The 24,136-nt window shown below is 67.4% G+C and carries 18 protein-coding genes; 9 read left to right on the top strand and 9 right to left on the bottom strand.

Annotated features, from left to right (window positions below; translation table 11 throughout):
• Window positions 1–68: 68 nt before the first annotated feature.
• From NE2_RS19900 to mhpA, 4 genes are all read left to right on the top strand, one after another.
• On the top strand, window positions 69–1,202 hold the full coding sequence (locus NE2_RS19900; protein WP_063028367.1) for a VOC family protein: 1,134 nt from the start codon (window positions 69–71) through the stop codon (window positions 1,200–1,202).
• On the top strand, window positions 1,199–2,137 hold the full coding sequence (locus NE2_RS19895; RefSeq protein WP_063028272.1) for a fumarylacetoacetate hydrolase family protein: 939 nt from the start codon (window positions 1,199–1,201) through the stop codon (window positions 2,135–2,137). The genes NE2_RS19900 and NE2_RS19895 overlap by 4 nt, the downstream gene beginning before the upstream one ends.
• On the top strand, window positions 2,134–4,050 hold the full coding sequence (locus tag NE2_RS19890) for an acyl-CoA synthetase (RefSeq protein WP_063028270.1): 1,917 nt from the start codon (window positions 2,134–2,136) through the stop codon (window positions 4,048–4,050). The genes NE2_RS19895 and NE2_RS19890 overlap by 4 nt, the downstream gene beginning before the upstream one ends.
• A 73-nt stretch (window positions 4,051–4,123) precedes the next feature.
• The gene (mhpA, locus tag NE2_RS19885) at window positions 4,124–5,647 is read left to right on the top strand and encodes a bifunctional 3-(3-hydroxy-phenyl)propionate/3-hydroxycinnamic acid hydroxylase MhpA (protein ID WP_063028268.1); all 1,524 of its coding nucleotides are present in this window, start codon (window positions 4,124–4,126) and stop codon (window positions 5,645–5,647) included.
• A 24-nt stretch (window positions 5,648–5,671) separates the two neighbouring features.
• On the opposite strand, the gene NE2_RS19880 is transcribed toward mhpA, so the two are convergent.
• Both NE2_RS19880 and NE2_RS19875 read right to left on the bottom strand, forming a co-directional pair.
• Window positions 5,672–6,310, bottom strand: coding sequence for a TetR/AcrR family transcriptional regulator (locus tag NE2_RS19880; protein ID WP_063028266.1), 639 nt, complete (start codon window positions 6,308–6,310; stop codon window positions 5,672–5,674).
• Window positions 6,311–6,415: 105 nt separating this feature from the next.
• Window positions 6,416–7,252, bottom strand: coding sequence for an alpha/beta fold hydrolase (locus NE2_RS19875; protein ID WP_063909437.1), 837 nt, complete (start codon window positions 7,250–7,252; stop codon window positions 6,416–6,418).
• A 412-nt stretch (window positions 7,253–7,664) separates the two neighbouring features.
• Here NE2_RS19875 and NE2_RS19870 point away from each other — a divergent pair, with 412 nt between their 5' ends.
• On the top strand, window positions 7,665–8,906 hold the full coding sequence (locus tag NE2_RS19870) for a cytochrome P450 (RefSeq protein ID WP_063028264.1): 1,242 nt from the start codon (window positions 7,665–7,667) through the stop codon (window positions 8,904–8,906).
• Window positions 8,907–9,067: 161 nt separating this feature from the next.
• On the opposite strand, the gene NE2_RS19865 is transcribed toward NE2_RS19870, so the two are convergent.
• The 4 genes from NE2_RS19865 to NE2_RS19850 form a co-directional block, all read right to left on the bottom strand.
• Window positions 9,068–10,354: a sensor domain-containing diguanylate cyclase gene (locus NE2_RS19865; protein ID WP_063028262.1), complete on the bottom strand. Its 1,287-nt coding sequence runs from the start codon at window positions 10,352–10,354 to the stop codon at window positions 9,068–9,070.
• Between the two features lie 135 nt (window positions 10,355–10,489).
• A complete protein-coding gene (locus NE2_RS19860) occupies window positions 10,490–11,578 on the bottom strand; it encodes a terpene synthase family protein (protein ID WP_084494181.1) in 1,089 nt (362 codons plus the stop codon).
• 167 nt (window positions 11,579–11,745) lie between these two features.
• On the bottom strand, window positions 11,746–12,693 hold the full coding sequence (locus tag NE2_RS19855; RefSeq protein ID WP_063028260.1) for a DUF1214 domain-containing protein: 948 nt from the start codon (window positions 12,691–12,693) through the stop codon (window positions 11,746–11,748).
• A gap of 232 nt (window positions 12,694–12,925) precedes the next feature.
• Window positions 12,926–13,840, bottom strand: coding sequence for an MBL fold metallo-hydrolase (locus NE2_RS19850; RefSeq protein ID WP_063028258.1), 915 nt, complete (start codon window positions 13,838–13,840; stop codon window positions 12,926–12,928).
• A gap of 101 nt (window positions 13,841–13,941) precedes the next feature.
• Between NE2_RS19850 and NE2_RS19845 the strand changes: the two genes are divergently transcribed.
• Window positions 13,942–14,871 (top strand): AraC family transcriptional regulator, encoded by a 930-nt coding sequence (locus NE2_RS19845; RefSeq protein ID WP_063028256.1) that lies wholly within the window; start codon window positions 13,942–13,944, stop codon window positions 14,869–14,871.
• Window positions 14,872–14,991: 120 nt separating this feature from the next.
• Here NE2_RS19845 and NE2_RS19840 read toward each other — a convergent pair whose 3' ends face one another.
• Entirely contained in the window at window positions 14,992–15,927 is a 936-nt protein-coding gene (locus NE2_RS19840; protein ID WP_146165277.1) for a nucleoside hydrolase, read from the bottom strand.
• Between the two features lie 29 nt (window positions 15,928–15,956).
• Window positions 15,957–17,366 carry an amidase gene (locus tag NE2_RS19835; RefSeq protein ID WP_063028252.1) on the bottom strand — a complete coding sequence of 470 codons (1,410 nt, stop codon included), beginning with the start codon at window positions 17,364–17,366 and terminating at the stop codon, window positions 15,957–15,959.
• An 81-nt stretch (window positions 17,367–17,447) separates the two neighbouring features.
• On the opposite strand from NE2_RS19835, the gene NE2_RS19830 reads away from it, so the two are divergent.
• From NE2_RS19830 to NE2_RS19820, 3 genes are all read left to right on the top strand, one after another.
• Complete coding sequence (locus tag NE2_RS19830) at window positions 17,448–18,128, top strand: TetR/AcrR family transcriptional regulator (protein ID WP_063028250.1); 681 nt, start codon at window positions 17,448–17,450, stop codon at window positions 18,126–18,128.
• 515 nt (window positions 18,129–18,643) lie between these two features.
• The gene (locus NE2_RS19825; RefSeq protein ID WP_063028248.1) at window positions 18,644–19,168 is read left to right on the top strand and encodes a hypothetical protein; all 525 of its coding nucleotides are present in this window, start codon (window positions 18,644–18,646) and stop codon (window positions 19,166–19,168) included.
• Window positions 19,169–19,945: 777 nt separating this feature from the next.
• Window positions 19,946–20,836 (top strand): CE1 family esterase, encoded by an 891-nt coding sequence (locus NE2_RS19820; protein ID WP_167356754.1) that lies wholly within the window; start codon window positions 19,946–19,948, stop codon window positions 20,834–20,836.
• 42 nt (window positions 20,837–20,878) lie between these two features.
• Here NE2_RS19820 and NE2_RS19815 read toward each other — a convergent pair whose 3' ends face one another.
• Entirely contained in the window at window positions 20,879–23,047 is a 2,169-nt protein-coding gene (locus tag NE2_RS19815) for an acyltransferase family protein (RefSeq protein ID WP_063028361.1), read from the bottom strand.
• Between the last annotated feature and the right edge of the window lie 1,089 nt (window positions 23,048–24,136).

Raw genomic sequence — 24,136 nt, 5'->3', positions numbered from 1 at the left:
CTCATCAACTCTTGACTGTGGATATCTTCGTGAGTGACGATATCGTCAGTTACGGGAAGGAGCGGCTGATGAGCGGCCATCACGATGTGCACAGCGACCTGCACAGCGAGCACGGCGCGTTGCCGGGAGAACACCCGGGGCGCTCACGCAACCCGGTCGTCAAGGTGCTCGACCTCGCGTGGCTGGAGTTCGACAAGCCCGATCTCGACAAGGCGGAGACCTTCGCTCACGCTTTCGGCTTCACGACCGCGATGCGGACGCCCGATCAGCTGCACCTGCGGGGCACGGACCCGGGCGCACCGTGTGTCCTGATCCGGCGTGGCGCCCGATCCCGATTCGTCGGCCCGGCCTTCCGTGCCGCCGATTCCGCAGACCTGCTGCGCCTGTCCGAGGCGCGCGGCGCTCGGGTCGTGCCGCTGGCGGAGTCACTCGGGGGAGCGGCCGTCGATCTTGCCGATCCGAGTGGGCTCCGGGTGCGGGTCGTCGCCGGCGCGCATGAACTCGTTGCTCTCGCCCCGCAGCAACCGCACGTGCTGAACACCGGGCACGACGTTGTGCGGGTCAACGCCACGCAGCGACCGGCCAGAGCCCCGGCGCGGGTGCAGCGGCTGGGACACGTCGTCGTGCAAACCACGAGATACCGGGAGGCCCTCGACTGGTACCTGGACAATCTCGGACTCATCGTCAGCGACTTCCTCTATTACCCCGGCCAGCGGGAGCGCGGGCCGGTCATGAGTTTCATCCGTTGCGATCGAGCGGGCACTCCGGCCGATCATCACACGCTCGCGCTGACCCTGGGCCCGTCGAACCGGTACGTGCATTCGGCGTATCAGGTGGCGGACCTCGACGCGCTCGCCGCGGGTGGCGAGTATCTGCGCGAGCAGGGTTATCGCCGATCCTGGGGCATCGGCCGGCATATCCAGGGCAGTCAGATCTTCGACTATTGGCGTGATCCCGACGGGTTCATGGTCGAACACTTCAGCGACGGAGACATGTTCGATGCCACCGTCGAGCCGGGCTGGGCTCCGATGAGCGCGTCCGGTTTGGCCCAGTGGGGGCCGCCCGCGACGAAGGATTTCCTCGGCATCACGCCGGGAGCCGAGTCGTTGCGTGAGGCACGCGCGATCGTCGCCGCGCTGCGCGAGGACAACGAATTCGATTTCCGCCGCCTGCGCGGCCTGTTGAAAGTAGCCAACTCATGACCATCTCCGTACTGCGCACCGTCGACCGCTGGTGGGTGCACACACCAGCGGGCGCCGCCCGGATCGACACCGCAGCGACCACCACCGGGGAGCTACTGGCGGATCGCGACGCTGTCCTCGCGGCGTCGGGAAGCTCCGAAACCGTTGCGGTGGAAACCCTTTCGTTGATATCTCCGGTGACCGCGCCGTGCCGCGTGGTCGCGCAGATGACGAACTTCGCCTCCCACGTGAAGGATTCCGGCGGTGACCCCGAGACCGTGCCGCTGACGTTCTTCCGCAAGGCATCGGGTTCGATCAGTGGCCCGTACGACGATGTGATCCGGCCCGCCCATGTGTCCCTGCTGGATTACGAGGTGGAGATCGGGCTCGTCTTCGGCCGGGAGATGCCGGTCGGCTCGGAGGTCACCGCCGAGAATCTCGCCGACTACGTCGCGGGGCTGGTCGTCACCAATGACGTCTCCGCTCGCGACGTCCAGTTGCCGAAAACGCAGTTCTACGAGGCGAAGTCGTACCCGACATTCACACCGGTCGGGCCGGCGCTGGTGCTGCTGGACGCCGACGAGCTGAAGCGGTTCACCGACCTGCGACTGCGGCTGTGGGTCAACGGCGGACTACGGCAGGACATGACGGTTGCCGACATGATCTACCGGCCGGTCGAGGCGCTGCGGGAACTGACCCGATTCCAGCGGATGGACCCCGGTGACCTGCTGCTGACCGGGACGCCGGTCGGCACCGCGATCAGTGCCCCGCCCAAGCCGGTGGAGATCATCGGCTCCCTGCTGCCGCCGAAGGTGAAGTGGAAGCTGTTCTTCTCCCGCCAGGCCCAGAATCCGAAGTATCTGCGGGACGGCGACGTGGTGGAGGCCGCGATCGGCACCGACGACGGCGTGCTCGATCTCGGCCGCCAGCGCACGGTCGTGAGGTACGCCCGATGACCGACACCGCGTCCCTCGTCGGCGCGTCCGAGGAGCTGTTGTGGCCGCGCTACGAGAGCCCGGCAGACCTCGAGGCGATCGAGTCGATTCCGCTGGAGGCGCGTGGCTTGCCGGAATCGACGTACGCGCTGCTCGTCCGTGCGGCGACGCGATGGCCGCAGCGACGGGCGCTCACTGTGCTGCCCGACGCGTCTCGCTGGCGAGAACCTTTGCAGCGCAGTTACTCCGAGCTGCTCACCGACGTCCATCGCTACGCGAATCTGCTGCGCGAGCTGGGTGTGGGCCGCTCCGATGCGGTCGCGCTCATCGCCCCGAACTGTGCCGAGCTGATTCCGGCGACCTTGGCCGCACAGCTGGCGGGCATCGCCGCTCCCGTCAACGGTGGGCTGTCCGGCGATCACATCGCGGAACTGTTGCGCCGTTCCGGCGCCAGGACGCTGATCGCCGCGGGTCCGGAGCTGGCGCCCGAGACCTGGGGCACCGCGCGCGAGCTGGCCGAGCGGGGTCTGCTGGACGCGCTGCTCGTCTTGCGTCCGACGGCCGCCGGGCAGCCTCGGCCGGCACTGCCGGTCATCGACGACGTCGTGATCGGCTATCTCGAAGATCTTGCCGCAGAACAGGTGTCGACCGAATTCGCCGGGCAGCCGCCTGCGGGATCGGATCTGGCGGCGCTGTTCCATACCGGGGGAACGACGGGTGTGCCGAAGCTGGCCGCTCACCGTCATTCCGGTGAGGTCGCCAACGCGTGGATGATCGCCGCCAACTCACTGCTCGACGACGAAGCGGTGGGATTCGCGGCACTGCCGTTGTTTCACGTCAATGCGCTTGTCGTCACCTTGCTGGCGCCGCTGTTCCGCGGCCAGTCGGTCGTGTGGGCGGGTCCGCTGGGATACCGCGATCTCGCACTGTACGCGGAGTTCTGGAACATCGTGGCGCACTACCGGATTGCGGCGATGAGCGCGGTGCCGACCGTCTACGCGGTGCTGGCCCGGTGCCCGGTCCAGGCCGATATCTCCAGCTTGCGTTACGCGATGGTCGGAGCCTCGCCGCTGCCGGCGGCGGTGCGCGAGGACTTTCAGAAACATACCGGCGTGACCCTCGTCGAAGGGTACGGCCTCACCGAGGCGACGTGCGCTACCGCGCGCAGCTTTCCGGACGTTCCCCGACCCGGCGCGGTCGGCCAGCGCATGCCTTACCAGCGCGTCGCGGTCGTCCGCGCGGCCGACAACGGGGCGTGGGAAGACCTGCCTGCCGGGGAAATCGGCGTGCTGGTCGTCGATGGCCCCACTGTCTTCGCAGGCTATGTCACCGGCCGTACCGACGCCGGCCACCGCCTCGACGGACTCGGCACGGTGATCGACGGCCGGCTGAACACCGGAGACCTGGCGCATATCGACGCCGAGGGCTTCATCCATTTGCACGGTCGCGCAAAGGATCTCATCATTCGCGGCGGTCACAATATCGATCCCGCGACCATCGAGGACGTCCTGCTGTCCCACCCCCGGGTCGGCGCGGCGGGAGCCGTCGGCCGCCCGGACGTGCACTCCGGTGAGGTGCCGGTCGCCTACGTCGCGCTCACCGGGGACGCGAACGTCACCGAGGACGAGCTGGTGCGCTGGGCCGCCGAGCGTATGCACGAACGCGCGGCCGTACCGAAGACCGTGACCATCCTCGACGCGCTGCCGGTCACCGACGTCGGCAAACCGTACAAGTTGGGTCTGCGCGCCGATGCGACACGGCGCGAACTGGTCGACGCGCTGGCGAATGCGGCCGGAGTTGCCGACATCGTCGCGGCGGTCGAAGACGGCGCCATCGTCGCGACGGTGGTGCTCGACTCCACCGCCGACCGCGCCGCGATCGAAGCTGTTCTGGCCCGCTACGCCGTCACCTGGAGAGTGGAGAGGCGTCGATGACGATCGGGCCCACCGCGTTCGGCGGCGGTCCCGTTGCCACCGCGTCTGTCGCCGCGGTGCGGGGTGTGTTGTCGTGACCTCGCCGGTGGTACAGGTCGTGATCGTCGGCGCGGGCCCGACCGGGTTGACGGCGGCCACGCTGCTCGCCCAGTACGGCATCGAATCGCTGGTACTCGAGCGGTGGGAGGGTGTCTACCCGCAGCCGCGCGCTGTCCACCTCGACGGCGAAATCCGCCGGGTCCTCGAACGGCTGGGTGTCGGTGCGGAATTCGACGCCGTCTCCCGTCCGGCGCTGGGTTTGCGATTGGCGGATCCGGATCACCGCGTGCTGGCGCAGTTCGATCGGGATACGACGGGCGGTCGCAACGGTCATCCGGAGGCGAACCTGTTCGACCAACCGGAGTTGGAAGCGATTCTTCGTCGCAACCTGGCTCGGTACCCGCAGGTGACAATGCGCGGCAATGCGGATGTCACCGCCGTAGTCCGAGAGAACGACTGCGTGCGCGTGGAATTCACCGATCGATCAGGCGGGCGGACCGAGGCCGTACGAGCGGAATATGTCTTGGGCTGTGATGGGGCGAACAGCCTGGTACGCAATCGAATTGGCGGACATATGCGAGACCTGCGATTCCAGCAGCGATGGCTTGTGGTCGATATCGCCGCCACGACCGAGCTGCAGCACTGGGAAGGCGTCCACCAAGTCTGCGATCCCGATCGCGCGGCCACCTATATGCGCATCGGGAAGACACGGTACCGATGGGAATTTCGGCTGCATCCGGGTGAAAACGCCGACGATTACCGGGATTTGGCCGCCCTCCGTCCGCTCCTGGGCCCGTGGCTCGGCGAGATCGAGTACGAGCAGATGGAAGTGGTGCGCGTCGCCGAATACACCTTCCGCGCGCAACTCGCGGATCGGTGGCGACAGGGGCGCGTGTTCCTGCTCGGAGATGCGGCCCATTTGACCCCGCCGTTCATCGGGCAGGGGATGGGCGCGGGTATCCGCGATGCCGCGAACCTCGGTTGGAAGCTGGCCGGAGTGTTGCGCGCCGAGTTGCCGGCCGCTGTGCTCGACACCTACGAAAGGGAAAGAAAACCTCACGCGCGCAAGATGATTCGGCTGGCGAAGCTTACCGGGCTGACCATGACCGAAGGCGGCGAGCTGGGCAACCGGTTGCGTGGCCTGATCGCGCCGTACCTGCGGCACATCCCGGGATTCGCCCGGATGGTCACCAGCGGTGAATCCCCACCACTGCGCGACTCCTCACCGGTGACGGCGAGGTGGATACACGGTCTTCTCGCCGGTCGTTTGATTCCGAACGATCGAATGCCGGACGGGCAGTGCGTCGACGACGTCATCGGCGGCCGATACGCCGTCATCACCCTCGAAGATCCGACGGCATGGGACCGCGCTGTGGTCCGCCGACGCGGCGGTGTCCTCGTGTGCCCGGCACCGAACTCGGAGCTGTCTCGGTGGATGCGCCGCGGTCACGCGTCGACGCTTGTCGTCCGGCCCGACGGTACCGTGCAGGACGGTCGCGGACGCTTGTCCGCGCTGTGTGCCTCGCTTCCGGACTTCGCGCCGAGCGTTCGGCGGTGATGCGCCGGCGTCGGTCGGCGGTGTTCAGAGCTGGGGCTGTGGTGGCAGTGGGCTGGTGGCAAGCTTGTGCGCCGATCGCTTGTTCATGCCGAACATGCGCAAGACGTGGAACGCCATTTCGTCGGTCCGTGCCTCGACGTCGGCGTCGGGTTGCGCGTCGAGCAGTTGCAGGAGACCCAGTAGGGCCCCGCCCGCGGCCATCACCGCCATATCCGGGTCCATCGGGTCGAAGCGGCCCGCCTCCTGCGCGGCGATGATGTCGTGACGGGCGCGTGGGGCCAGACCTTCCTCGCGCAGCAATACCGACATCCCGGAGTTCAGGATCACCCGGACCATCTCGGGCACCTGCCGCTGCAAACGTCCGGTCATGCGGAAACTCACCGCGAACACTTCGGCCGGGTCGTCGTAGAGCGCGACGATGGCGTCGCGCATCTCGCTGTAGACCTGCAACGCCGAGCGCACCGCCGCGTCGAAGAGCTGATCCTTCGACTCGAAATGGTTGTAGAAGGAGCCGAATCCGACGTCGGCGGCGTCGGTGATCTCCTGAATGCTCACCGCGGTTCGCCCCTCGGACAAGAACTTCCGGGCAGCGCCGAGCAGGGCGTTGCGGGTGCGCTCGCGGCGCCGATCGACACGGTTGCGCGTGACGGATTCGGTGGTCATCAGGCCTCCTGCGTCGGAATCGTCACCGAAATCGTATCTGAGGAAAACATCAGACCGGTGCTGCCCGAATCTCGAGGGCGGCGTGCATTTCGCCGGTGTCGATCGCTACTGTGCCGTCGGCCGGGTGTCGGGCTCGAAGCCGGAATCCGGTTCCCGGACGACGTTGGTGATGACCTCCCCGAAGGCGTGCGGGTCGTCGAGGAGCCAGCCGTGCCCACCGGGCACGGTGATCGTGCGAGGGTCGCCCAGGGCGGTCCGCAGCGACATCGACGTGGATTCGGGGATGATCGTGTCTCGCTTGCTCCACACCACGAAGACGGGCAGCCGGCGCTCGGCGAGCTCGGTGAGCTCGGAGGTGAGATTGGCGGTCCGGGCCAGGTGCGCGACTTCCCACACCGCTGTCGGGTTCCGCAGGACGTTGGGCACCGCGTCACGCATGATCACCGGCAGGACCCGCGTCAGTTGGCGACCGGGCAGCAGGTCTGCCGGCAAGTGCAGGCCCCAGTCCCACAGCGGACGTTCCCGGAGTGCGCGTGCCACCCCGCGACCGTCGGTCCATGCCGAGCCACCGATGGAGTTCACCAGCACGAGCCGCTCGGCGAGCTCCGGCAGATCGTGCGCGGCCTGGATCGCGACACCGCCGCCGAAGGAGTGCCCGACCACGGTGACCGGTAGCGGTAGGTCGATCGCCTCGATGAAATCTCCGACCCACCGGGCGTAGCCGGCGAGAGACCGATCCTCGATCGGCAACCCGGCGGTGCCCCCGAAGCCGGGAAGCGCGGGGGCGAAGACGTGCACTCCCATTCGAACGAGTTCCTCGAGCGGGCGGGTATAGGCGTATCTTCCCAATCCCCAGCCGTGCAGGAAGAGCACCCGGGGGCCGTGTCCGCCGGCCGAATAACGGGCAATCCTGCCCTCGACGACAACCGATCGTGATCGCAGCCTTGCGGAGCGATGGTGTTGTGGCTCTGTCCCGGTCGGACGGTCGGGTCGCAGCGGGCCTCGCCAGTGGGGCATCGGAACTCCTGACGTCGTCTCGGCGGCCTCGCCGTTGGTGCTGCGCAACCCGGTCACCCATCGTCGCGGGATGCGGCAAACCTCGGACAAAAAAGAAGCCGCGTCGGATCCAGACTCGTCGAGAGCGCTGTTCGGGTGGAAGGGTGCAACGTCCGGCATGGCCGGGTCACTGGTCTACGTCCGGGAGGACTTTCGGCCGCCGGATGTCCCGGATTCCACCGTCGCGGCCGGTTGCCACGACCATCGAGGTCGCTGGAGACGGGTATGAGCGGCCGCTGATTGTGCTTGAATACCTCTAGAACCTGTTTCAGTCAGCGATGACGGCCCGGTGGTTGATATGCGTGCGACGCGTCCCGATATCCCGCGAGATTTCGATGTCACGGATCCGGATATGTGGGCCCGGCGGGTGCCGGTCGAAGAGCTGGCGGAACTGCGCCGTGCGGCTCCCATCTGGTGGAATGCGAAGTCGCCCGGTTCCGACGGTTTTCCGGACGACGGATTCTGGGTCGTGACCAAACACGCCGACGTCAAGGAGGTGTCGCGGCGCAGCGATGTGTTCTCCAATGCCGAGAACACCGCGCTGCCGCGATACGGCGTCGAGCTCACCCCCGAGCGGATGGAAATGCAGCGGCTCGTTCTGCTCAATCAGGATGCGCCGCAACACACCAGGATGCGCAAGCTGATCTCGAAAGGGTTCACGCCGCGGGCGGTCAACGGGCTGCGCGCGGAGTTGTCCGCCCGCGCCGAGGCCATCGTCACCGCGGCCGCCGAGGCGGGCGCGGGTGACTTCGTCACGCAGGTGGCGTGTGAATTGCCGTTGCAGGCGATCGCGGAATTGATCGGCGTGCCGCAGGCGGACCGGATGAAGATCTTCCGGTGGTCCAACGAGATGATCGGCTACGACGACCCGGAGTACGCCGGCGTCGACCCGCTGGCCGCCTCCGCCGAACTGCTTGCCTACGCCTGGCAGATGGCCGAGGCGCGAAAGTCGCAGCCGGCCGACGACATCGTGACCGAACTGGTCCACGCCGACGTCGACGGAGAAGCGCTGACCTCCGAGGAGTTCGGCTTCTTCGTCATCCTCCTGGCCGTCGCGGGCAACGAGACCACTCGTAACGCGATCACGCACGGCATGATCGCGTTTCTCGAAAACCCGGATCAATGGGAGCTTTTCAAGTCGCAGCGGCCCAAGACCGCCGTCGATGAGATCGTCCGCTGGGCGACGCCGGTGAGTACGTTCCAGCGCACCGCGCTGGAGGACACCGAACTCGGTGGCGTACCGATCCGGAAGGGTCAGCGGGTCCTGATCGTCTACCGATCCGCGAATTTCGACGAAGAGGTTTTCGACGCGCCGTACACCTTCGACATCACTCGTGATCCCAACCCGCACTTGGCATTCGGCGGTACGGGCGCGCACTTCTGCATCGGCGCCAACCTGGCCCGACTGGAGATCGACCTGATCTTCAACGCCGTCGCAGACCACCTTCCCGACATTCGCAAACTGGGGGACCCACGCCGATTGCGGTCGGGCTGGTTGAACGGGATCAAGGAATTCCAGGTGCGCTACCGGGGCGAGTGAAGCACCGTCTCCACCGGCAAGCGGCATGCGCCTGACCGATTCGCTGAATCCGCAGACCGATCTGGCATTCGAGAGTTCGCGGCCGTTGGACGGTGGCGGTGTGGAGATCGTCTATCGAGTGTTGCCGACCCGCGCGTAGCGGCCGTCGAACCCGGTGCGCCTCAAGCGTTTCCGCATCGGGCAGAGCTGTCGTCGGCACCCTCGGCCGCGTGGACGGTGTGCAGGATCCAGTTGCCGCGGGCGCCGGATTTGGCGTCGTACAGCGAGGTGTCGGCCGCGTCGAGCAGCCATTCCGGGTCCTTGTCGGCGACCGGTGTGACGACGGCTCCGATGCTGGCGGAGATGTGGAGCCGGTGACCGCCGACGATGAGGGGATGCGAGAGGGCGCCGCGTAGGCGGTCCGCGACCGCCGCGACTCTGCGGGTGTCGGCCGGGGGCGGGATGAGGGTGACGAATTCGTCGCCGCCGATTCGCGCGACCAGGCATCCGTCGTCTTGCAGGCTGTCGTGCAGGCGACGGGCGACGGTGGCCAGCACCTGGTCGCCGACGCCGTGCCCGTATCGGTCGTTGACCTCTTTGAAGTGGTCCAGGTCGGTGAAGCACAGTCCCATCAGATCGTTCTCGCCGGCCGCGGAGATCACCGATTTGAGGGTGTCGAGGAGATGGCGGCGGTTGGGCAGCTCGGTGAGCGCGTCGTGGCGCGCCTGATAGTGGAGCTGCTCCTGCAGTTGGTGGCGTTCGGTGACGTCTTCGCCGATGGCGAGCAGATAGTCCGGCCCGAACGCGCTCCGGACATAGGTGATCGCGAAGGTGGCCCATCCGGTGCTGCCGTCCGCGCGCTGCAGGCGCCGTTCGATCTTCGCCGTGCCGGCCCTGGCCGGCACGAGGTCGTCGTAGACCATCGCGCGGATCGCGGCCTGATCGTCGGGGTGGGCGAAGTCGTAGACGCTGATGCCGCGCAGCGACTCGACCGGTACCCCGATCATGTCGGCCAGATGGGGGTTGGCTTCCAGCAGAACACCATTCGTGTCGCCGATCGCGATGGCGATGGACGCGTGGTCGAACACGAGCCGGAACCGGCGCTGGCCTTCCTCGACATCGTCGGCCCTGATCGCTTCGGCGAGGAAGTGGTGGCCGTGGCCGAACGCGACGAGCAGGGCGGCCATGCGCGGGCCGGTCTCGGGGTGATCGCTGAATTCGGTGAGTCGGTGCAATACCGGCGCGGATACGACCGGCACCGCGGGATCGGTGAGCCGGGCACCCGCCAGCGCCGCTCCCACTCGGGAGCCGGCGGCCGCGTCGAAGGTCTCCGCGGTGAGACTGGCGTGGAGTTCTTCCAGAAGATCGCGCAGAAACGAAATTTCTACGGTGGCGTAGGAAGGGTGAGTGGTAATCGTCGCCAGCGCGCGCTCCCATTGCTGGGCGAGTGCCGTGCTCAGATCGTCCACTCCAACTCCCCATGTCCGATGCGCTTCTGCTGCTACTTCGGTGCCCGGCGATACTTCCCCCGGCTGGTACTGCTGATCGTGACGCTGCAGACAAAGGTACTGCATGCCCGATTCGTCACGTCATCGGTGGACTGCTCACCGGTGGTGAGCCTCGACGAATATCGACCGGCCCTTGTAGCGGGAGGTGGCGCATTGCCACACCCAGCTCGCTTGGACGCATTGATCGAGGTCGTCGGCGTAGGCGGTGACGGCGGTGGCCAGTGGTGGGCTGAGTGCGGGGCAGCGGTCGAGCAGATCCTGCCGCAGCCTGCGGAAGTCGGTCAATCGCTCGCGCACGATCTGCGCGGCGCCGAGCACGGCGTCGGCCAGCGTCGCGCCGGGCGTATTGAGCAGGAGAATCGAGATGAGGTTGAAATCCGAGCGGTCCACGATAACCTCCTTCTCGAAGGAGAAGACATCGTTCATCAGCGCTCCGACTTCGGCGGTGAGACGTTCCAGCGTGCGCAGATCCTCGGCGAGACCCGCGGCCGCGAGCCGGTCCCAGGGCAGTGTGGTGTCGCGCGCGAACTCGCACAGCTGGATCGCGGGGTACATCCCCGAGACCTCGTTACGCAGGGTGATGTAGTCGTCGACGCTGAGCAGGTCACCGCGCGCGCCGACATTCTGATCGCGGATCGCCGAGCGCAAATGGTCGATTGTCGATGCGCGGAATCGCTCCAGCCACACCGGCTCGGCTTGATCGGTGAGGGTCGTCAAGAATTCGACGGTTGCCTCGACAATGGGCGTGGAGTTGTCCGGCCGGATCCGGCCGGACTCGAATAATCGACACAGCCGGTCGACCTCGAGTTGTGCCTGCGCTCGCTCGGCCTCGGACAGATGGCCGAACTTCTCGCGGCCCACGGTGTCGTTGAGCGCGAACAGGATTGCGTTGTAGATACCGATCGTCGTCATCCGCGCGAGGCTGATCGTCCGCGGATGCAGGTAGGGCGTCATCGAGTTGTAGGCGGCACCACTCCTTTCCAGCCAGATCCGGTGCCTGCGGCAGAAGGCCTCGACCTCCGCGCAGGCTTGGGCGCCGAACCGGTTGGGTCTGAAACTGCTGCAATATTGCGCGATATCGCAGTCGTCGGTACTGAACAGAGCGCGCAGTGACCATCGATCCCCATGAAGAAGTTCCTGGTACTGGGCGTGCATTGCGGCGATATCCGATGCGATCTGGGGCATGTACTGCACAAACGTCTCCCAATCCGTGAGCGGCATCCGCCGGCCCGAAACTGTCGCCGGCAGTTGGTGATACCGGGTACCAGTATTTCACCGGGGCAGCTGTGGGGAGTGGGTATGCGAAGCGAACGCATTTCGGAAACCGACACGAAGGGTGGATCGTGGAGCGGTCACTCGCGGGCCGGCACCAGCTCCGGCAGCGTCCATGTGCCGGTAAGGATCTCGGGGCGGGGCCGGTACAACCGGACCACGAGGTTCCAGCCCTCGGGGGTGGGGATCGCGTTGGGGACGCTGTCGGGGAAGTCGCCGAACCGGACCGTGACCGATCCGTCCGCGTTCGGCACTCCGGTGATGTTGTTGACGCTGTAGCTGTTTCGCGGATTCTTCTCGAAATAGCCGGCCGCGTTGTAGACCGAGACCGACCAGAACCCGTCGACGGGCACCTCGCGCAGGGTGAACTCGTAGTTGCCGGGCGGCAGGTCGGGAGCCACGCCGACGTAGGAGGCTTCCTCGCTGGGCAGCCCGCCCCAGCCGGCCGCCGTACCGATCAGATGACGCACCGGGTCGACCTGATCGCGGCGGCCGAACGTCGCGTCGAAACCGTTCATACCCGCGGCCAGGGTCAGCAGCGCCGTGCGGGTGGTGTCCAGGCCGGCGGTGTCGTAGCGGGGTGGGACGAACTCACGCGCCGAGCCCGCGGTGAGCGAGAGTCCGTCTTGCAGGGCCGCAACCGCCGCGAGGTCCCGGGCGGAATTCGGGTCGGCGAGGATCCGCACCGCCACCAGGGCGTAGTCGGTGCCGCAGTCGTCGGACCGCAGTTCATAGGACCCGGCATCGTGAAAGACCTTCTCGACGTAGTGGTCCTCGCTGACGACCATGGCCGACAGGTAGCGGCCGCCGTGTTCGGGCAGCGTCACGGTCGCGCCCGCGGCGAGGTCGACGACGGCGAAGCTGTAGAGGGTGTCGCGGTTGAGGCGGATCACGGTCTGACGATCGATCGCGGCCGGTTCCCGGTTGTGCAGGAACGTGTTGATCCCGCCGGCGTCGCGCTGCAGATCGGCGAACATCCGATCCGTCTCGGCCCGTACGAAATTGTCGACATTGACATGCACCGCCATCGCTGTACTCCTCACTGTTGCCGACAAGCCCGATACGGTCCCCATTGTGGTCCACGCGGTCGGTTCCGGGCCGCTTCGCGCATCTCTACCCGAGTCGTGTCTCTAAACCGTGGGCACCGCACCGGGTCGGTGACGGCGCTGGTCATCGCACTGCCGACCGCACGTACGGCCCTGCGTGGCCGCGGCGCCCAACGGGCCAGGTCGGCGATGCGGGAGTCCGGGGTTGCCGATGTCAGCGTGGTGCCGCTGCGGCCACGGCCCATTCGCCGAGTGTGAAATGTGTTCCCGTCCGGTGTATTTCGACTGCTCCGGGCCCGGCGAGGTGGGCGGGGATCACCAGTTGCCGTCGGTCGGCGGCGCGTTCGAGAATTCGGCGCCGGGTGGTGGCGGCCCGGTGTGGGTCGAGGCAGAGGCAGCTGCTGTGCGAGGGTTCGAGCAGTTGCAGCGGGCTGTGGACCATATCGCCGACGAAGACGGCGCGGTCGCTGCCGGAGTCCACGTGCAGCACCGCGGAACCCGGGGTGTGGCCGGGCGCGGATTCCAGGATCAGGTTCTCGTCGATCCGGTAGCTGTCGTCCCAGAGGACTGCCTGACCGGCACGATGGATCGGTGCGATGCTGTCGTCGTAGAGCAGCCGGTCGTCGGGGCGGCGCCCGCCCGCGTAGCCGCCGTCGGGCCCGAAGTAGGCGTCGTCGGCGGCCGGAATCAGGTACCGGGCGTTGGGAAATGTCGGCACCCATTGCCCGTCGACGTCGTGGGTGTTCCAGCCGACGTGATCGCCGTGCACATGAGTGTTGATCACGAGATCCACATCGTCCGGATGCACCCCGGCACGAGCCAGACGGTCGAGGAAATCACCCTGGCGGTGGTGGAACAACGCGCGGGCGGGCCGTTCGCGCCCGTTGCCGACCCCGGTGTCGATCAGGATCGTGCGCCCGGCGCTGCGCACTACCCAGGTTTGGATTGCCGCGACCGCCAGCTCGGTAGCGGGATCCCAATGATCGGGTGCGAGCCAGTCCTCGTTGGCGCGCCAGGTCCGATCGGTCGTGTCCGGCAGCAGGTCGGGGCCTGGCATCAGGGTGCCCTGCCATTCGATCACGCGGAAGATTTCGACATCACCCAGCACGATGCTCTGCGAACTTTCCATACTCGCGACGGTATGGACCGCAGCCGAGCTGATCAATGCCCAGGATGCACAGTTGAATACGTGAACGGATCAGCCGTGAGCGTTATCCGTAGGATTGTTCTATGGATGTGCTGAGCGATGCGATCGCGGCCGTGCGCCTGGGGCAGCCGTCGTCGAGCCGGCTGTTCACCCGCGAGCGCGACTGGTGCACCCGGCTCGCGCCCTACTCCGGCGCCGGCTTCCACATCGTGTTGCGGGGTAGCTGCCGATTGCTTCCCGACCAGGGCGATCCGGTGACCCTCGGCACCGGCGACGCGGTTCTGCTGCCCCACGGGACCGGGCATCTGCTCGCCGACCGGGCCACCGACACGCCGGCCGCGACGCGGGCGATCCCGTTCGAGCAATGGCGTGCGGCACAGCCGAATGAAACAGACTCGGGCGCAGGCGGTTTCGAGGTGTTGTGCGGGACGTATCGGCTCGACCGCCGAGGGCAGCATCCCCTCGTTGCGGAGTTGCCGACCGTCATCCACCTTCCGGATCGCATCGGCGATCATCGCGAACTGCGCGCCGCCATCGACCTGCTGGCATTGGAAGCCGACCAGCGCAGCCCCGGTTCCTGCATCGCCGTTCCGAGCCTGCTCGATCTGCTGCTGGTCTACATGATCCGCGCGTGGATGAACGAGAACGACGCGGGTCTCTGGTCGGCCGCGCTCACCGACCCGGTCACCGCGACCGCCCTGCGGGCACTGCACACCGCACCGGCCGCGCCCTGGACCACCGACAGCCTCGCCGCGGAAACCGGAGTCTCGCGCGCCACTCTGACGCGCCGATTCGCCGGCCTCGTCGGCCGGCCGCCGATGGGATATCTGACCTGGTGGCGCCTGACGCGAGCCGCCGCACTGCTGCGCGACACCACCGACCCCTTGCCCACCATCGCCGAACAGGTCGGATACGCCAACCCCTACGCCTTCTCCCACGCGTTCAAGAAGCAATTCGGCACATCCCCCGGCCGCTACCGCAACGACCGCGGATCCTCCGCTGTCGACCGGTGAGCGTCGTCCCGGTTTCTGCTATCACCGAGGAAAGCGGGCCGAGCCCTGGTAAGTGACGAATGATGCACTCCCGCAGCTGATTTCGCCTTCTGATAACTCCGGCTCCCGGGGTGCGCCGACTCAGCTGAGGTGTGCGGATATCGCGGCCATGATGCGGGTCACGACTTCGTCGCCTTGTGCGGTAGTGGCAACGAGGGCGTTCGGGTCGGCCTTGCGGGGGACCCGGAACTCGCAGATGGTCGCGCCGCGGCCGATGGTTCGGCCGAGTTCGACATCGACGCGGGCGGGGGCGAGTTCGAACAGATCCGGCCAGAGAAGGTAGGCGGCGGCGGAGGGGTCGTGCAGGGCTGCGGCTCGGGGTGTCGCGGGGTCGCTCATGCGCAGGTAGAAGCCGACGTGGTCGGCGACGATGGCGGCACGTTCGGTGCCGATGGCCCGCACCTGTTGCTCGTGCTCGGGAGTGATGAGGACTTGGTGGGTGAGATTGAGGCCGAACATGCGGACCGCGGCGTCGGAGCGCAGTACCCCGTCGAGAGCTTCGGGGTCGGCGTAGGCGTTGAATTCCGCGGCGGCGGTGTGGTTCCCGCCGGCCGTCGAGCCGCCCATCCACACGATCGAGTCGATGGCGTCGACCAGCTCGGGGTGTAGCAGCAACACCACGGCGATGTTGGTCAGCGGCCCGGTCGCCAGGATGGTGATCGACCTCGGTGCGGCCGAGCGCAGCGTTGCTGCCAACGCGTGAACCGCATCGACGGGCTCGGCGGTGCGACCGGCGGTGGGGAAACGGCGCCCCAGGGTGCCCATGGCGCCGGCGCCGAGGAGCCGTTCGATGGTCTGCGGCTCCTGCGCCAGCGGTTTGGCGGCCCCGCGGTAGATCGGTGTGTTCAGTCCGCAGAACTCGGCTACGGCCAGAGTGTTGGCGGTGGTGTTGGCCAGACTGGCATTTCCCACCACGGTAGAGATTCCGACGAGCTCGATGTGAGGTGCGCGCGCGAGCACCATCAATGCGAGCGCATCATCGAACCCGCTGTCGCAATCCATCCATACAGCACGCACGTGGCCACACCTCTCGCCGCACCGTGGTGTCAGGGGTTCGGGTGCTCCTGGATGCGGGGGAAGGGTTGTTCGGCTTCGAGGAGGTAGGCCAGTTCGATCAGGGTGCGTTCGTCACCGTGGGCAGCCGATAGTTGCACGCCGACCGGCAGACCTTCGGTGGTACGGCCCATCGGCAGGGAGATCGCCGGGGTGCCGGCGATGTTGTTCAGTGGCGTGTAGCTGACGTAGCGGGTGAGCCGGTCGATCAGTTCCGGGAAGGCGACTGTCGGGGCGATGTGGCCCAGCGGCGGTGTGGTGTGCGAGAGTACCGGCGACACAACGACTTCGAGCCGGGCGAACATTCGCGCATATGCCGCCGGGATACGCCGCAGCCGGCGCAGCGCCGTCGGCGTGCGGTGCAGGTTGCGGCGGTGATGGGCGCGCAGTCCGCGGGTGAGTCCGTCGGTGGCGGCCGCGTCGAACGACCGGTCCAGGATGAGCTTGCCCGTGCTCACCGCGAGATCGGCCAGTAGCGCCCAGTATTGGACGAAATCCACCGCGAACTGCTCGGTGACCGGGAGGGCGATCGGTTCGACGACGTGCCCGGCCTTCTCCAGCAGTGTGGCGGTGTGCTCGACCGCGGCGCGGGTGGGCGCGTCGACCTCGGCTCCGGTGACGCTGCGCATGAGCAGCCCGACGCGCAGCCGTCGTTGTGCCGGGCCGCGGACCTCGCCGATGGGGGCGAGTTTCGGGTTGCGCCAGACGTTTTCGGCAGCGGCGACGAAGGCCGCGGTGTCGCGCACGGTGCGGGTGAGCACGCCCTCGGAGATCATGTGGATCGGCACATGCCGGGCCTGTTCGCCGTCGATGTGGCGGCCGCGGCTCGGCTTGAGCCCGACGAGCCCGCCGCATGCGGCCGGGATGCGGATGGATCCGCCGCCGTCGTTGGCGTGTGCGATCGGCACCACGCCCGCGGCGACGAGTGCGGCCGAACCGCCCGACGAGGCGCCGATCGAGCGATCCAGATCCCACGGGTTGCGCGTCGGAGGTTCGGTCATGAATTCGGTGGTGGCGTTGAAGCCGAACTCCGGCAGTCGCGATTTGCCGAGCACCGTCAGTCCGGTGCCGAGGAACTGCTCGGCGTAGGCGCCGTTCTTCGCGGCCGGCCGCGCCCGGAACGCCTCGCTGCCGTGGTTGGTCGGCAGTCCCGCCAGGTCGGTGTTGTCCTTGACGAACGTCGGCACGCCGTAGAGGGCGGAATCGGACTTCGAGTGATAGCGCGGGGCGTCGTAGATCGCGCAGGCGACGGCGTCCAGTTGCGGGTCGACCGCGCGTGCTCGCTCGATGGCGGCGGCGGCGAGTTCCTGCGGGCTCACCGAACCGTTGCGGACCAGTTCGGCGAGGGCGACCGCGTCGTGCTCGGCGAGCGCATCGTCGCGAAATGCGTGAAGGGACGTCATGGCGGCTGAGTCTAGAAGAATGTACAGACTCTGCCCAGAGGAAAACTGTAAGAACTTACAGAGATGGCCTAGGGTTGCATCGTGACCGCGCGCCGCCACCGTCCCAGTGCCCTGGCTCGCCGCGAAGCCCTGCTCGCGGCCGCTGTCGAGGTCGCCGCGACCGTGGGCGTGGCCGGGGTGACTCATCGCGCGGTCACCGAACGAGCCGGACTGCCGCTGACCACGGTCGGCTACTTCTTCGACTCGATCGACGCGCTGACCGAGGAAGCGCTGCGGGTCTATACCGACGCCGACGCCGATACCCAGGTCGCGCTCGCCGAGGCGTTGGCCGAGGCGCACAGCACACCCGACGAGATCGCCGCCGCGCTGTCGTCGGCCGCGACCCCGCGCTCGCCGGAGACGCCGGCGTTGTTCGAGGCCTATCTGCACTCCGCGCGGCACCCGGAGTTCCGCGATGCCGCCGCACGGGCGCTCGATGCCGCACGCCGGGCCGCCGCCGCGGGTGTGCGCGCGGCCGGAGCCCCGGAGCCCGACGCGGCCGCACCGGCGTTCACGGCCCTGGCGCACGGGTTGGCATTGCACGAACTGGCGGTGCCGGGCACGCTGCCGCCGGATTCGGTGCATTCGGCGTTTCGCGCGCTGTTTCTGGGTTTCCTGCTCGACAACGGTCATGTGGAGCTGGCTCTGCGACTGCGGCGCCATGCCGCGGCAGACGATCAGGTGTCCGAGGGTGATCCATCGCCCGCCGAATCCGATGCGTGACAACGTCATTCGCGTCGCGCGTGGGTCTACTGGGCGCGAATCCCGATGTGCGCACTTCTGCGGCAGTGCTGGGCGGACTGGTTGTAGGCGCGGTCCAGGTGCTCACCGCGGTCCGCACACCAAAGGCGCAGCTACCGTGTGGAACTCGGTCGAGTAGGTCAGCGGCGGCGTAGTGCCCGCGTCCGCATGACAGCCGCAACTCGGAATCGACGGCGATCGAGTGCGCGTCGATGAGCCCCACTTGCTCGCCGCCGCGCGCCCACTGTGATCAGGATCGTTGCCGAGGCGCCCACGTGCGTGCACCATCGAAGTCGGCCGATCAAGGATGCTCGTGCGGGGGCCGATCGAGCCCGAGCTGCCGGATCCGTGAGATCCCTCGAGGACTGGGCACTCTCTCCTTCGTGAACGGCGCGTGCCGGCCCCGGCACGGCGCGGCCGGTGGTCCAGGCCGGTCTCCGGTACGCCTTGGCGGCGATAGCAGGCAACGGAATTCGTCGCGGAGAGGAGCGAATGCGATGACAGACACCCTGACCGATATTCCCACCGCACCCCTTCGGCTCGCACGCCCGGTCCCGGTGGCGCGGGCGACGCCGCGAAACCGGGTTCCGGCGACCGGGGTCGCGCGCGAGTGGCAGCAAGCCAAGACGGTGCTCGTCACCCGGGTCGCCGGGCCGAAGCAGTTGGTGACCGTGCCACGGCTGGTTGTCCCTATCGGACTCGGCCAGTTGGCATTTCGCGTCTCCTCCCGAGCTCCGGAAGCCGACGATCTGCTGCGCGACGGCCGTGTGCTCGTCCAGGCCGGCGATTGGCGCGGACATCCGGCGCTGGGGTCCCATCAGCGCCAGGGGCACGCGCAGGTAGTGACCGCAGGCACGTTGGTGTCGTTCGTTCAGGCCGAGATCGAGGCCAAGTACCGGTGGCAGATCCCCCTGGCGAAGTTCGGCCACCGGCTGGCACGGGGAAGCGCCCCCTACGGCGACGTCGTCGTTCTCGTCACGGTTCACGAGCCCCCGTCCCCGATGCTGCCGCCGACGCCCTGACCACAGCCGGCTTTCGGCGACCCAGCCTGTTGTCGGCGAACATTGCCGTCTCACCGAACGTAGCGATGCCGCCGGGGTGGCGATCGGCCCGGCGGCACCGCAACGACTTTGCGTAACCCGTCATGCCTTCCGGCTCACGCGCAGGCCGGCGCCGGGCAGGACGCCGACCTACTGTTCTGTTACCCGCTCCGCCATCGCTAGCAAACCTCCAGCGCTCGAGTATCGAGCGGAAATTGCCTGCTGAGGGAAGTATTCAATCGGAGTTTCCCTCCGCGTCACCGTCAGGCAATGACAAGCTACCTCGGTCGAGGGGGTGGCGAAGACTCAGTCGAGGCTGACGATGCCGGCTTCGAGTGCGCGGCTTCGAGTGCGACGCAGACGATCCAGGCACGCTGTACAGTCGGATCCTGCTCTTGCGGACCTGATCGCGGTGGATCCGTCCACGCAGGAAGCGAACGTATCGATGGTGGTGGTTCCTGGGCGCCGATCCGGGAACAGGAACTCCACCATGGGTACGCCGAGAACGGCGAGCTCGTCACGGGCTTCAACACCTCTCGGGAGGACCTCATCCAACGCCCGGTGCTCAGCGGCCGGCTGCGACCGCCGGCCGCATAGCCGCCCCGCTGCGAGCAGCCGCACGTTGCTGGGGCGACCGCGCGTCGGTACCGATTCGGCCGTTTACCACTGGTGAGAATCGCGGCCGCAGTAGGCTACTGCCCGTCGTCGGCTCGATGATGGGAAAGTATGCGCGCTATCGCAATTCGACTCGCCGCGGCCGTGGCCGCCATCGCAGCAGTCGTCACGTCGTTGCAGGTTGGGAATGGGGCACACAGTGATCGGAGCGGAATTCGACTCGCCGCGGCGCAGTGCGGCCTGGCACCGACAGCCGGCACCGTTGTACGGACGATCGGTACCAGGATCTATCGGCTCGACGTTCCTGCCGGCCTGACCGGACACTCGGTGCCGCTGCTACTCGCTGAGCATGGGAATGCCAGCAATGCGGCAGATTTCGAGCAGGTCTCGGGCTGGACTCCTTATGCGGCCGCGCACCACTTCATCGTCGCCTACCCGCAGGGCAACGCGAACAATCTGCCGCTGGATCCCGGTAACGGTCTGGTGGGCAACGATTGGGAGTTTCAGCAGGGCTCGATCGATGTCCAGTTCCTGCGCTCGGTCGTCGCCGACATCGAGGCGACGTGGTGCGTCGACACCGCACGCGTCTACAGCAGCGGGTGGTCCGACGGTGGCATCATGTCGCAGCGGATGGCGTGCGATGCCCCCGACGTCTTCGCGGACGTAACCTCTTGGGAGGGCGGGGATCCCACCCTCCCGAACCCAACCCTGCTGGTTCCCAGTCCCGGGTCGCCCTGCAAACCCGCTCGGCCGATCTCCGCCGGCATCGCCCAGGGGCAGATCGACCCGATCTCCGATCCGCTGGCCGGTGTGGCCAACGTCGACGCATGGGTAGATCGCGATGGCTGCCCCGTCCCGCCGGCCAAGTCCAGCGACACATTCGGCACGACGGCAGGATACGGACCGTGCCGGAGCGGGACCTCCGTGCAGTACCGGGTGGAAAACGGGCAGTTGCATCAATGGCCGTCCGGCGCAGCCGGCGAGGACTTGCGAGATCGACTGTGGAACTTCATGTCCGCGACCACTCTGCCGTAGGAGCCGAGCGGGCAATGCGTCGGTCCCGGTACCCGACGCTCGTCATTCATGGGCGAGGGCGCGGTCGGTGAGGGCGCCGATCGCGGGTCCGAGGATCTGGGCGTAGCTGACCGTGAGGTGGTTGTCGTCGCGGAACACCAAGGTATTGCCGACGATGACGGGACAGCGGGCGGCGGTGCAGAACATCGAGGTGAGATCGGCGTACTGGCCGCCGCCTGCCGTGGTTGCTGCCTGCTCGGCCGCGACACCGGCGTCGTTCACTCCGACCGGGCGTGCGGGTGCGCATGCGGTGGCATCGTCGAGGTGTTCGGACAGGCACGTCGGCACCGTGGTGTGGGGATCGGGGATCGGCCCGAGAACGAGGACGGCCGAACCGATCGCGCGCAACTGGGCAACCAGGTGGCCCAGGCTCTCGACCCAGGCTCGATCGTAGGAGACGAAACCGAAATCGCCGCCGTAGCGCCGGGACATGTCCAGGACGATCAACCGCGGGTGTTCGTTTCGCAGCCGGTTCAGCATCTGGCCGCGCCATTGCTCGCATTCGGTGTACTCCCGGTCCAGGTACGGGCTGGTGATGGGCAGGTCCAGCAGTGGACAGGTGACCTTGGCCATCGTTTCCAGCCGCCAGTGCCGCGCCTCGGCGATCGGCTCCAGCGCCGGATTCCACATCGCCGCATGGGAATCGCCCACCAAGGCCACCGTGGTGGGCGAGTCCGGATCACCCGAGGCGCACTCGGCCTGGCCGGCCTCGCGCCACGACCGGACACAGCCATTGGTGAACACATCGGCCTTGTCGCCGGGTGCGCTGTCCAGCGAAGGGGTGAGATTTGATGGGACAGCACGGATTTCGGCCGAGGCGGCGACCGCGGTGTGCGCCTGTGCCATCAGCTGCCGGACCGCCTCGTCGCGGGGGTCGGCGGCGGGCGCGGCCGAGTCCCGGGGCGTGGTGAGTACGAGGGACGGTGCCGCCACACCGTGCCCGACCGGGGCGGGTACGAGCACGAGCAGCGCGAGTGCCACACTCGCGGCGAGCGCGGTGCAGGTCCCCCCGCAGGCGAGACTGCGCACGGCCGAGTTCCGCAACGGCGCCGCGAAGCGAACCGGATTCTCGATCGTCCACTGGGTGAGCATGGCAAGCCCGCCGGCCATCACGAGCGCACCGAATGCGCCGACTCGCCCGAGCGGGTGTCCCAGCATATGCGGCGCCAGCAGCAACACCGGCCAATGCCACAGGTACCAGGCGTAGGACAAGCCGCCGATCGCCCGTATCGGACCGCGGGTCAGCAGCGAGCCGACCCCGAAACGTGCTGCGGCGCAGCCGGATACGATCATCAGAGCGGTGCCCACGACGGGCAGCAGGGCCGCGCTGCCGGGATACGGTGTCCTGCCGTTCAACTGGGTGCAGGCCACCACGACCAGAACAAGACCGATCCATCCGGCCGGCGCGGCCACCGAGTGCGGCAACCGGGACCACACGGCAACCGAGAGCGCGATCAGGCCGCCGGCGGCCAATTCCCACGCCCGGGCGGGCAGCGAAAAGAACGCCCACGGCGGGAGCGTGCCGGTCCAGATCAGTGAGATCGCGAACGAGAGCGCGGCGACCACCGCCAGAATGATCAGGTAGGGGAGTGCGGTGGCCGATCCGGTGCGGCGGCGCCGCACGAGCCACGCCGCCGCGACGATGAGCAGCGGCCACACCAGATAGAACTGTTCCTCCACGCCGAGTGACCAGAAGTGCTCGAACGGCGAAGGGGGCTCGTTCGCCGCGAGGTAGTCGGTGCCGCGCAGGGCGAGCCGATTGTTCCCGACATACAACGCACTGGCGATCCCGTCGCCGAGGACCTGGCGCGCCTGCAGCGGCGGCAGCAGCACCGCCGCGCCGATCGCGGTGGCGACCACCACGATGCCCGCCGCGGGCAGCAGCCGCCGAGCACGTGCGCCGTAGAAACGGGCCAGCGCGACGGTGCCGCCGGCTCGCACCTCCCGGCACAGTATTCCGGTGATCAGAAATCCGGAAATCACGAAAAAGACGTCTACGCCGACAAATCCACCGCTGATTCCAGGAATTCCCGCATGGAACAACACAACCGCCACGACCGCGACTGCTCGCAACCCCTCGATATCGGGCCGAAATCCCTCCCGGGGCTGCGATGCATGGTGAACCCGGTCTGCCTGCCGATTTGCCAACCCGCTTACGGCCGTGTTCGTCATGTGCAGCATTGTGGTGGATCGACTCGATCGTGACGCGACGACGTGCCGGTTTCGTGGCCTGAAGAAATTCGCTGTGCCCGGTGTGCTACTTATGGTCGAATTAAGTGGTTTTCGCGTCGCTGAATTGAACGAATCCGGGATCGGAATGTAACCGCTTGCGCCCAAATCGGTCCGGTCATTGTCTGCGCTCGAAGTTACCGCCGGAGCCCTCACGGCCGAGCGCGACGAGGGCCCCGGCGGCTCGGTCCGCCGGGGCCCTCGACCTCACCGTAGAAGACGGTGAGCGGTCGCGCGAGCGAAACAGGCAGCGGAGCTGTCGATTTCGTGTCTGCGAAGTTGCCGGATGCGGGTTCGCTCGCCCGGGGTATGCGCTAGGTTGTGAAGCGCCACAACATCACACGCTGTCGGGGCGGCGCTTTCGCCGATGTTTTGGTGTGTGCCACGGGTTTCCGCGGGCCGGTTTGCCCAAGCCGGCTTGTTGTGCCCTTGACTTCCTCATTGAGCCGGGGAATCGAGGGACCGGAAGGCCCGGTGCCGGCGAGGGAGCCCTGCCACTGGTCATCTCACGCCGGCACCGTGTCCAGCCGGGAAATCGCAGGCCACGCTACCACTTCCAGTGTGTCCCTTGCTGATGCTGTGCGCACTCGCCGACGCTCAACCGCGAGGGCTGTTGGGACCGCTCGCAGGCCTGAGCGGATGAAACAGCGGCCTTCGGGTGTGGGTCGCGGTGCGGCGCGCGGTGTCGAGCTGCGGCGAGTCTGGCGTCGGCGGCGAACATCCGCGCTGACGAGCGCCGAATCGCCTCGTTGGCGAATTCGAGTACCGGGTCATTGCCCATGTCAGCTCCCGATAGCCGTGCTGCGGTTCGCCGATCCACGACCTTGAACCCGCGCCCGGGTGGAGCCGTACCCCTGAGTCTCGCCCCCTACGTCCGCTCGGTCCTACCCGGTACCCATGCCCGCGAAACCCGGCCCATGCATGTGACATAAGCACTCCCACCGGCAGCCGAAAATCTGTCGTGTCGGGTGTAGACATTCGCTGGAGGTCGTTGTAGAGTCGCTGTTGTTCGAATTAATGAGTCCGAGTGGC

The organism is Nocardia elegans NBRC 108235 (assembly GCF_001612845.1).
Lineage (GTDB): Bacteria > Actinomycetota > Actinomycetes > Mycobacteriales > Mycobacteriaceae > Nocardia > Nocardia nova.
Note: the sequence above shows the minus strand (reverse complement) of the source record. Positions and strands in the feature narration are given on the sequence as shown.

Excerpts from the sequence above, each read along its gene's own strand:
- NE2_RS19880 (WP_063028266.1), bottom strand. The coding sequence starts at position 6,310 with ATGACCACCGAATCCGTCACGCGCAACCGTGTCGATCGGCGCCGCGAG.
- NE2_RS19835 (WP_063028252.1), bottom strand. The coding sequence starts at position 17,366 with ATGACGTCCCTTCACGCATTTCGCGACGATGCGCTCGCCGAGCACGAC.
- NE2_RS19855 (WP_063028260.1), bottom strand. The coding sequence starts at position 12,693 with ATGGCGGTGCATGTCAATGTCGACAATTTCGTACGGGCCGAGACGGAT.
- NE2_RS19900 (WP_063028367.1), top strand. The coding sequence starts at position 69 with ATGAGCGGCCATCACGATGTGCACAGCGACCTGCACAGCGAGCACGGC.
- NE2_RS19895 (WP_063028272.1), top strand. The coding sequence starts at position 1,199 with ATGACCATCTCCGTACTGCGCACCGTCGACCGCTGGTGGGTGCACACA.
- NE2_RS19870 (WP_063028264.1), top strand. The coding sequence starts at position 7,665 with ATGCGTGCGACGCGTCCCGATATCCCGCGAGATTTCGATGTCACGGAT.
- NE2_RS19825 (WP_063028248.1), top strand. The coding sequence starts at position 18,644 with ATGACAGACACCCTGACCGATATTCCCACCGCACCCCTTCGGCTCGCA.
- NE2_RS19850 (WP_063028258.1), bottom strand. The coding sequence starts at position 13,840 with ATGGAAAGTTCGCAGAGCATCGTGCTGGGTGATGTCGAAATCTTCCGC.
- NE2_RS19890 (WP_063028270.1), top strand. The coding sequence starts at position 2,134 with ATGACCGACACCGCGTCCCTCGTCGGCGCGTCCGAGGAGCTGTTGTGG.
- NE2_RS19860 (WP_084494181.1), bottom strand. The coding sequence starts at position 11,578 with ATGCCCCAGATCGCATCGGATATCGCCGCAATGCACGCCCAGTACCAG.
- NE2_RS19815 (WP_063028361.1), bottom strand. The coding sequence starts at position 23,047 with ATGACGAACACGGCCGTAAGCGGGTTGGCAAATCGGCAGGCAGACCGG.
- NE2_RS19845 (WP_063028256.1), top strand. The coding sequence starts at position 13,942 with ATGGATGTGCTGAGCGATGCGATCGCGGCCGTGCGCCTGGGGCAGCCG.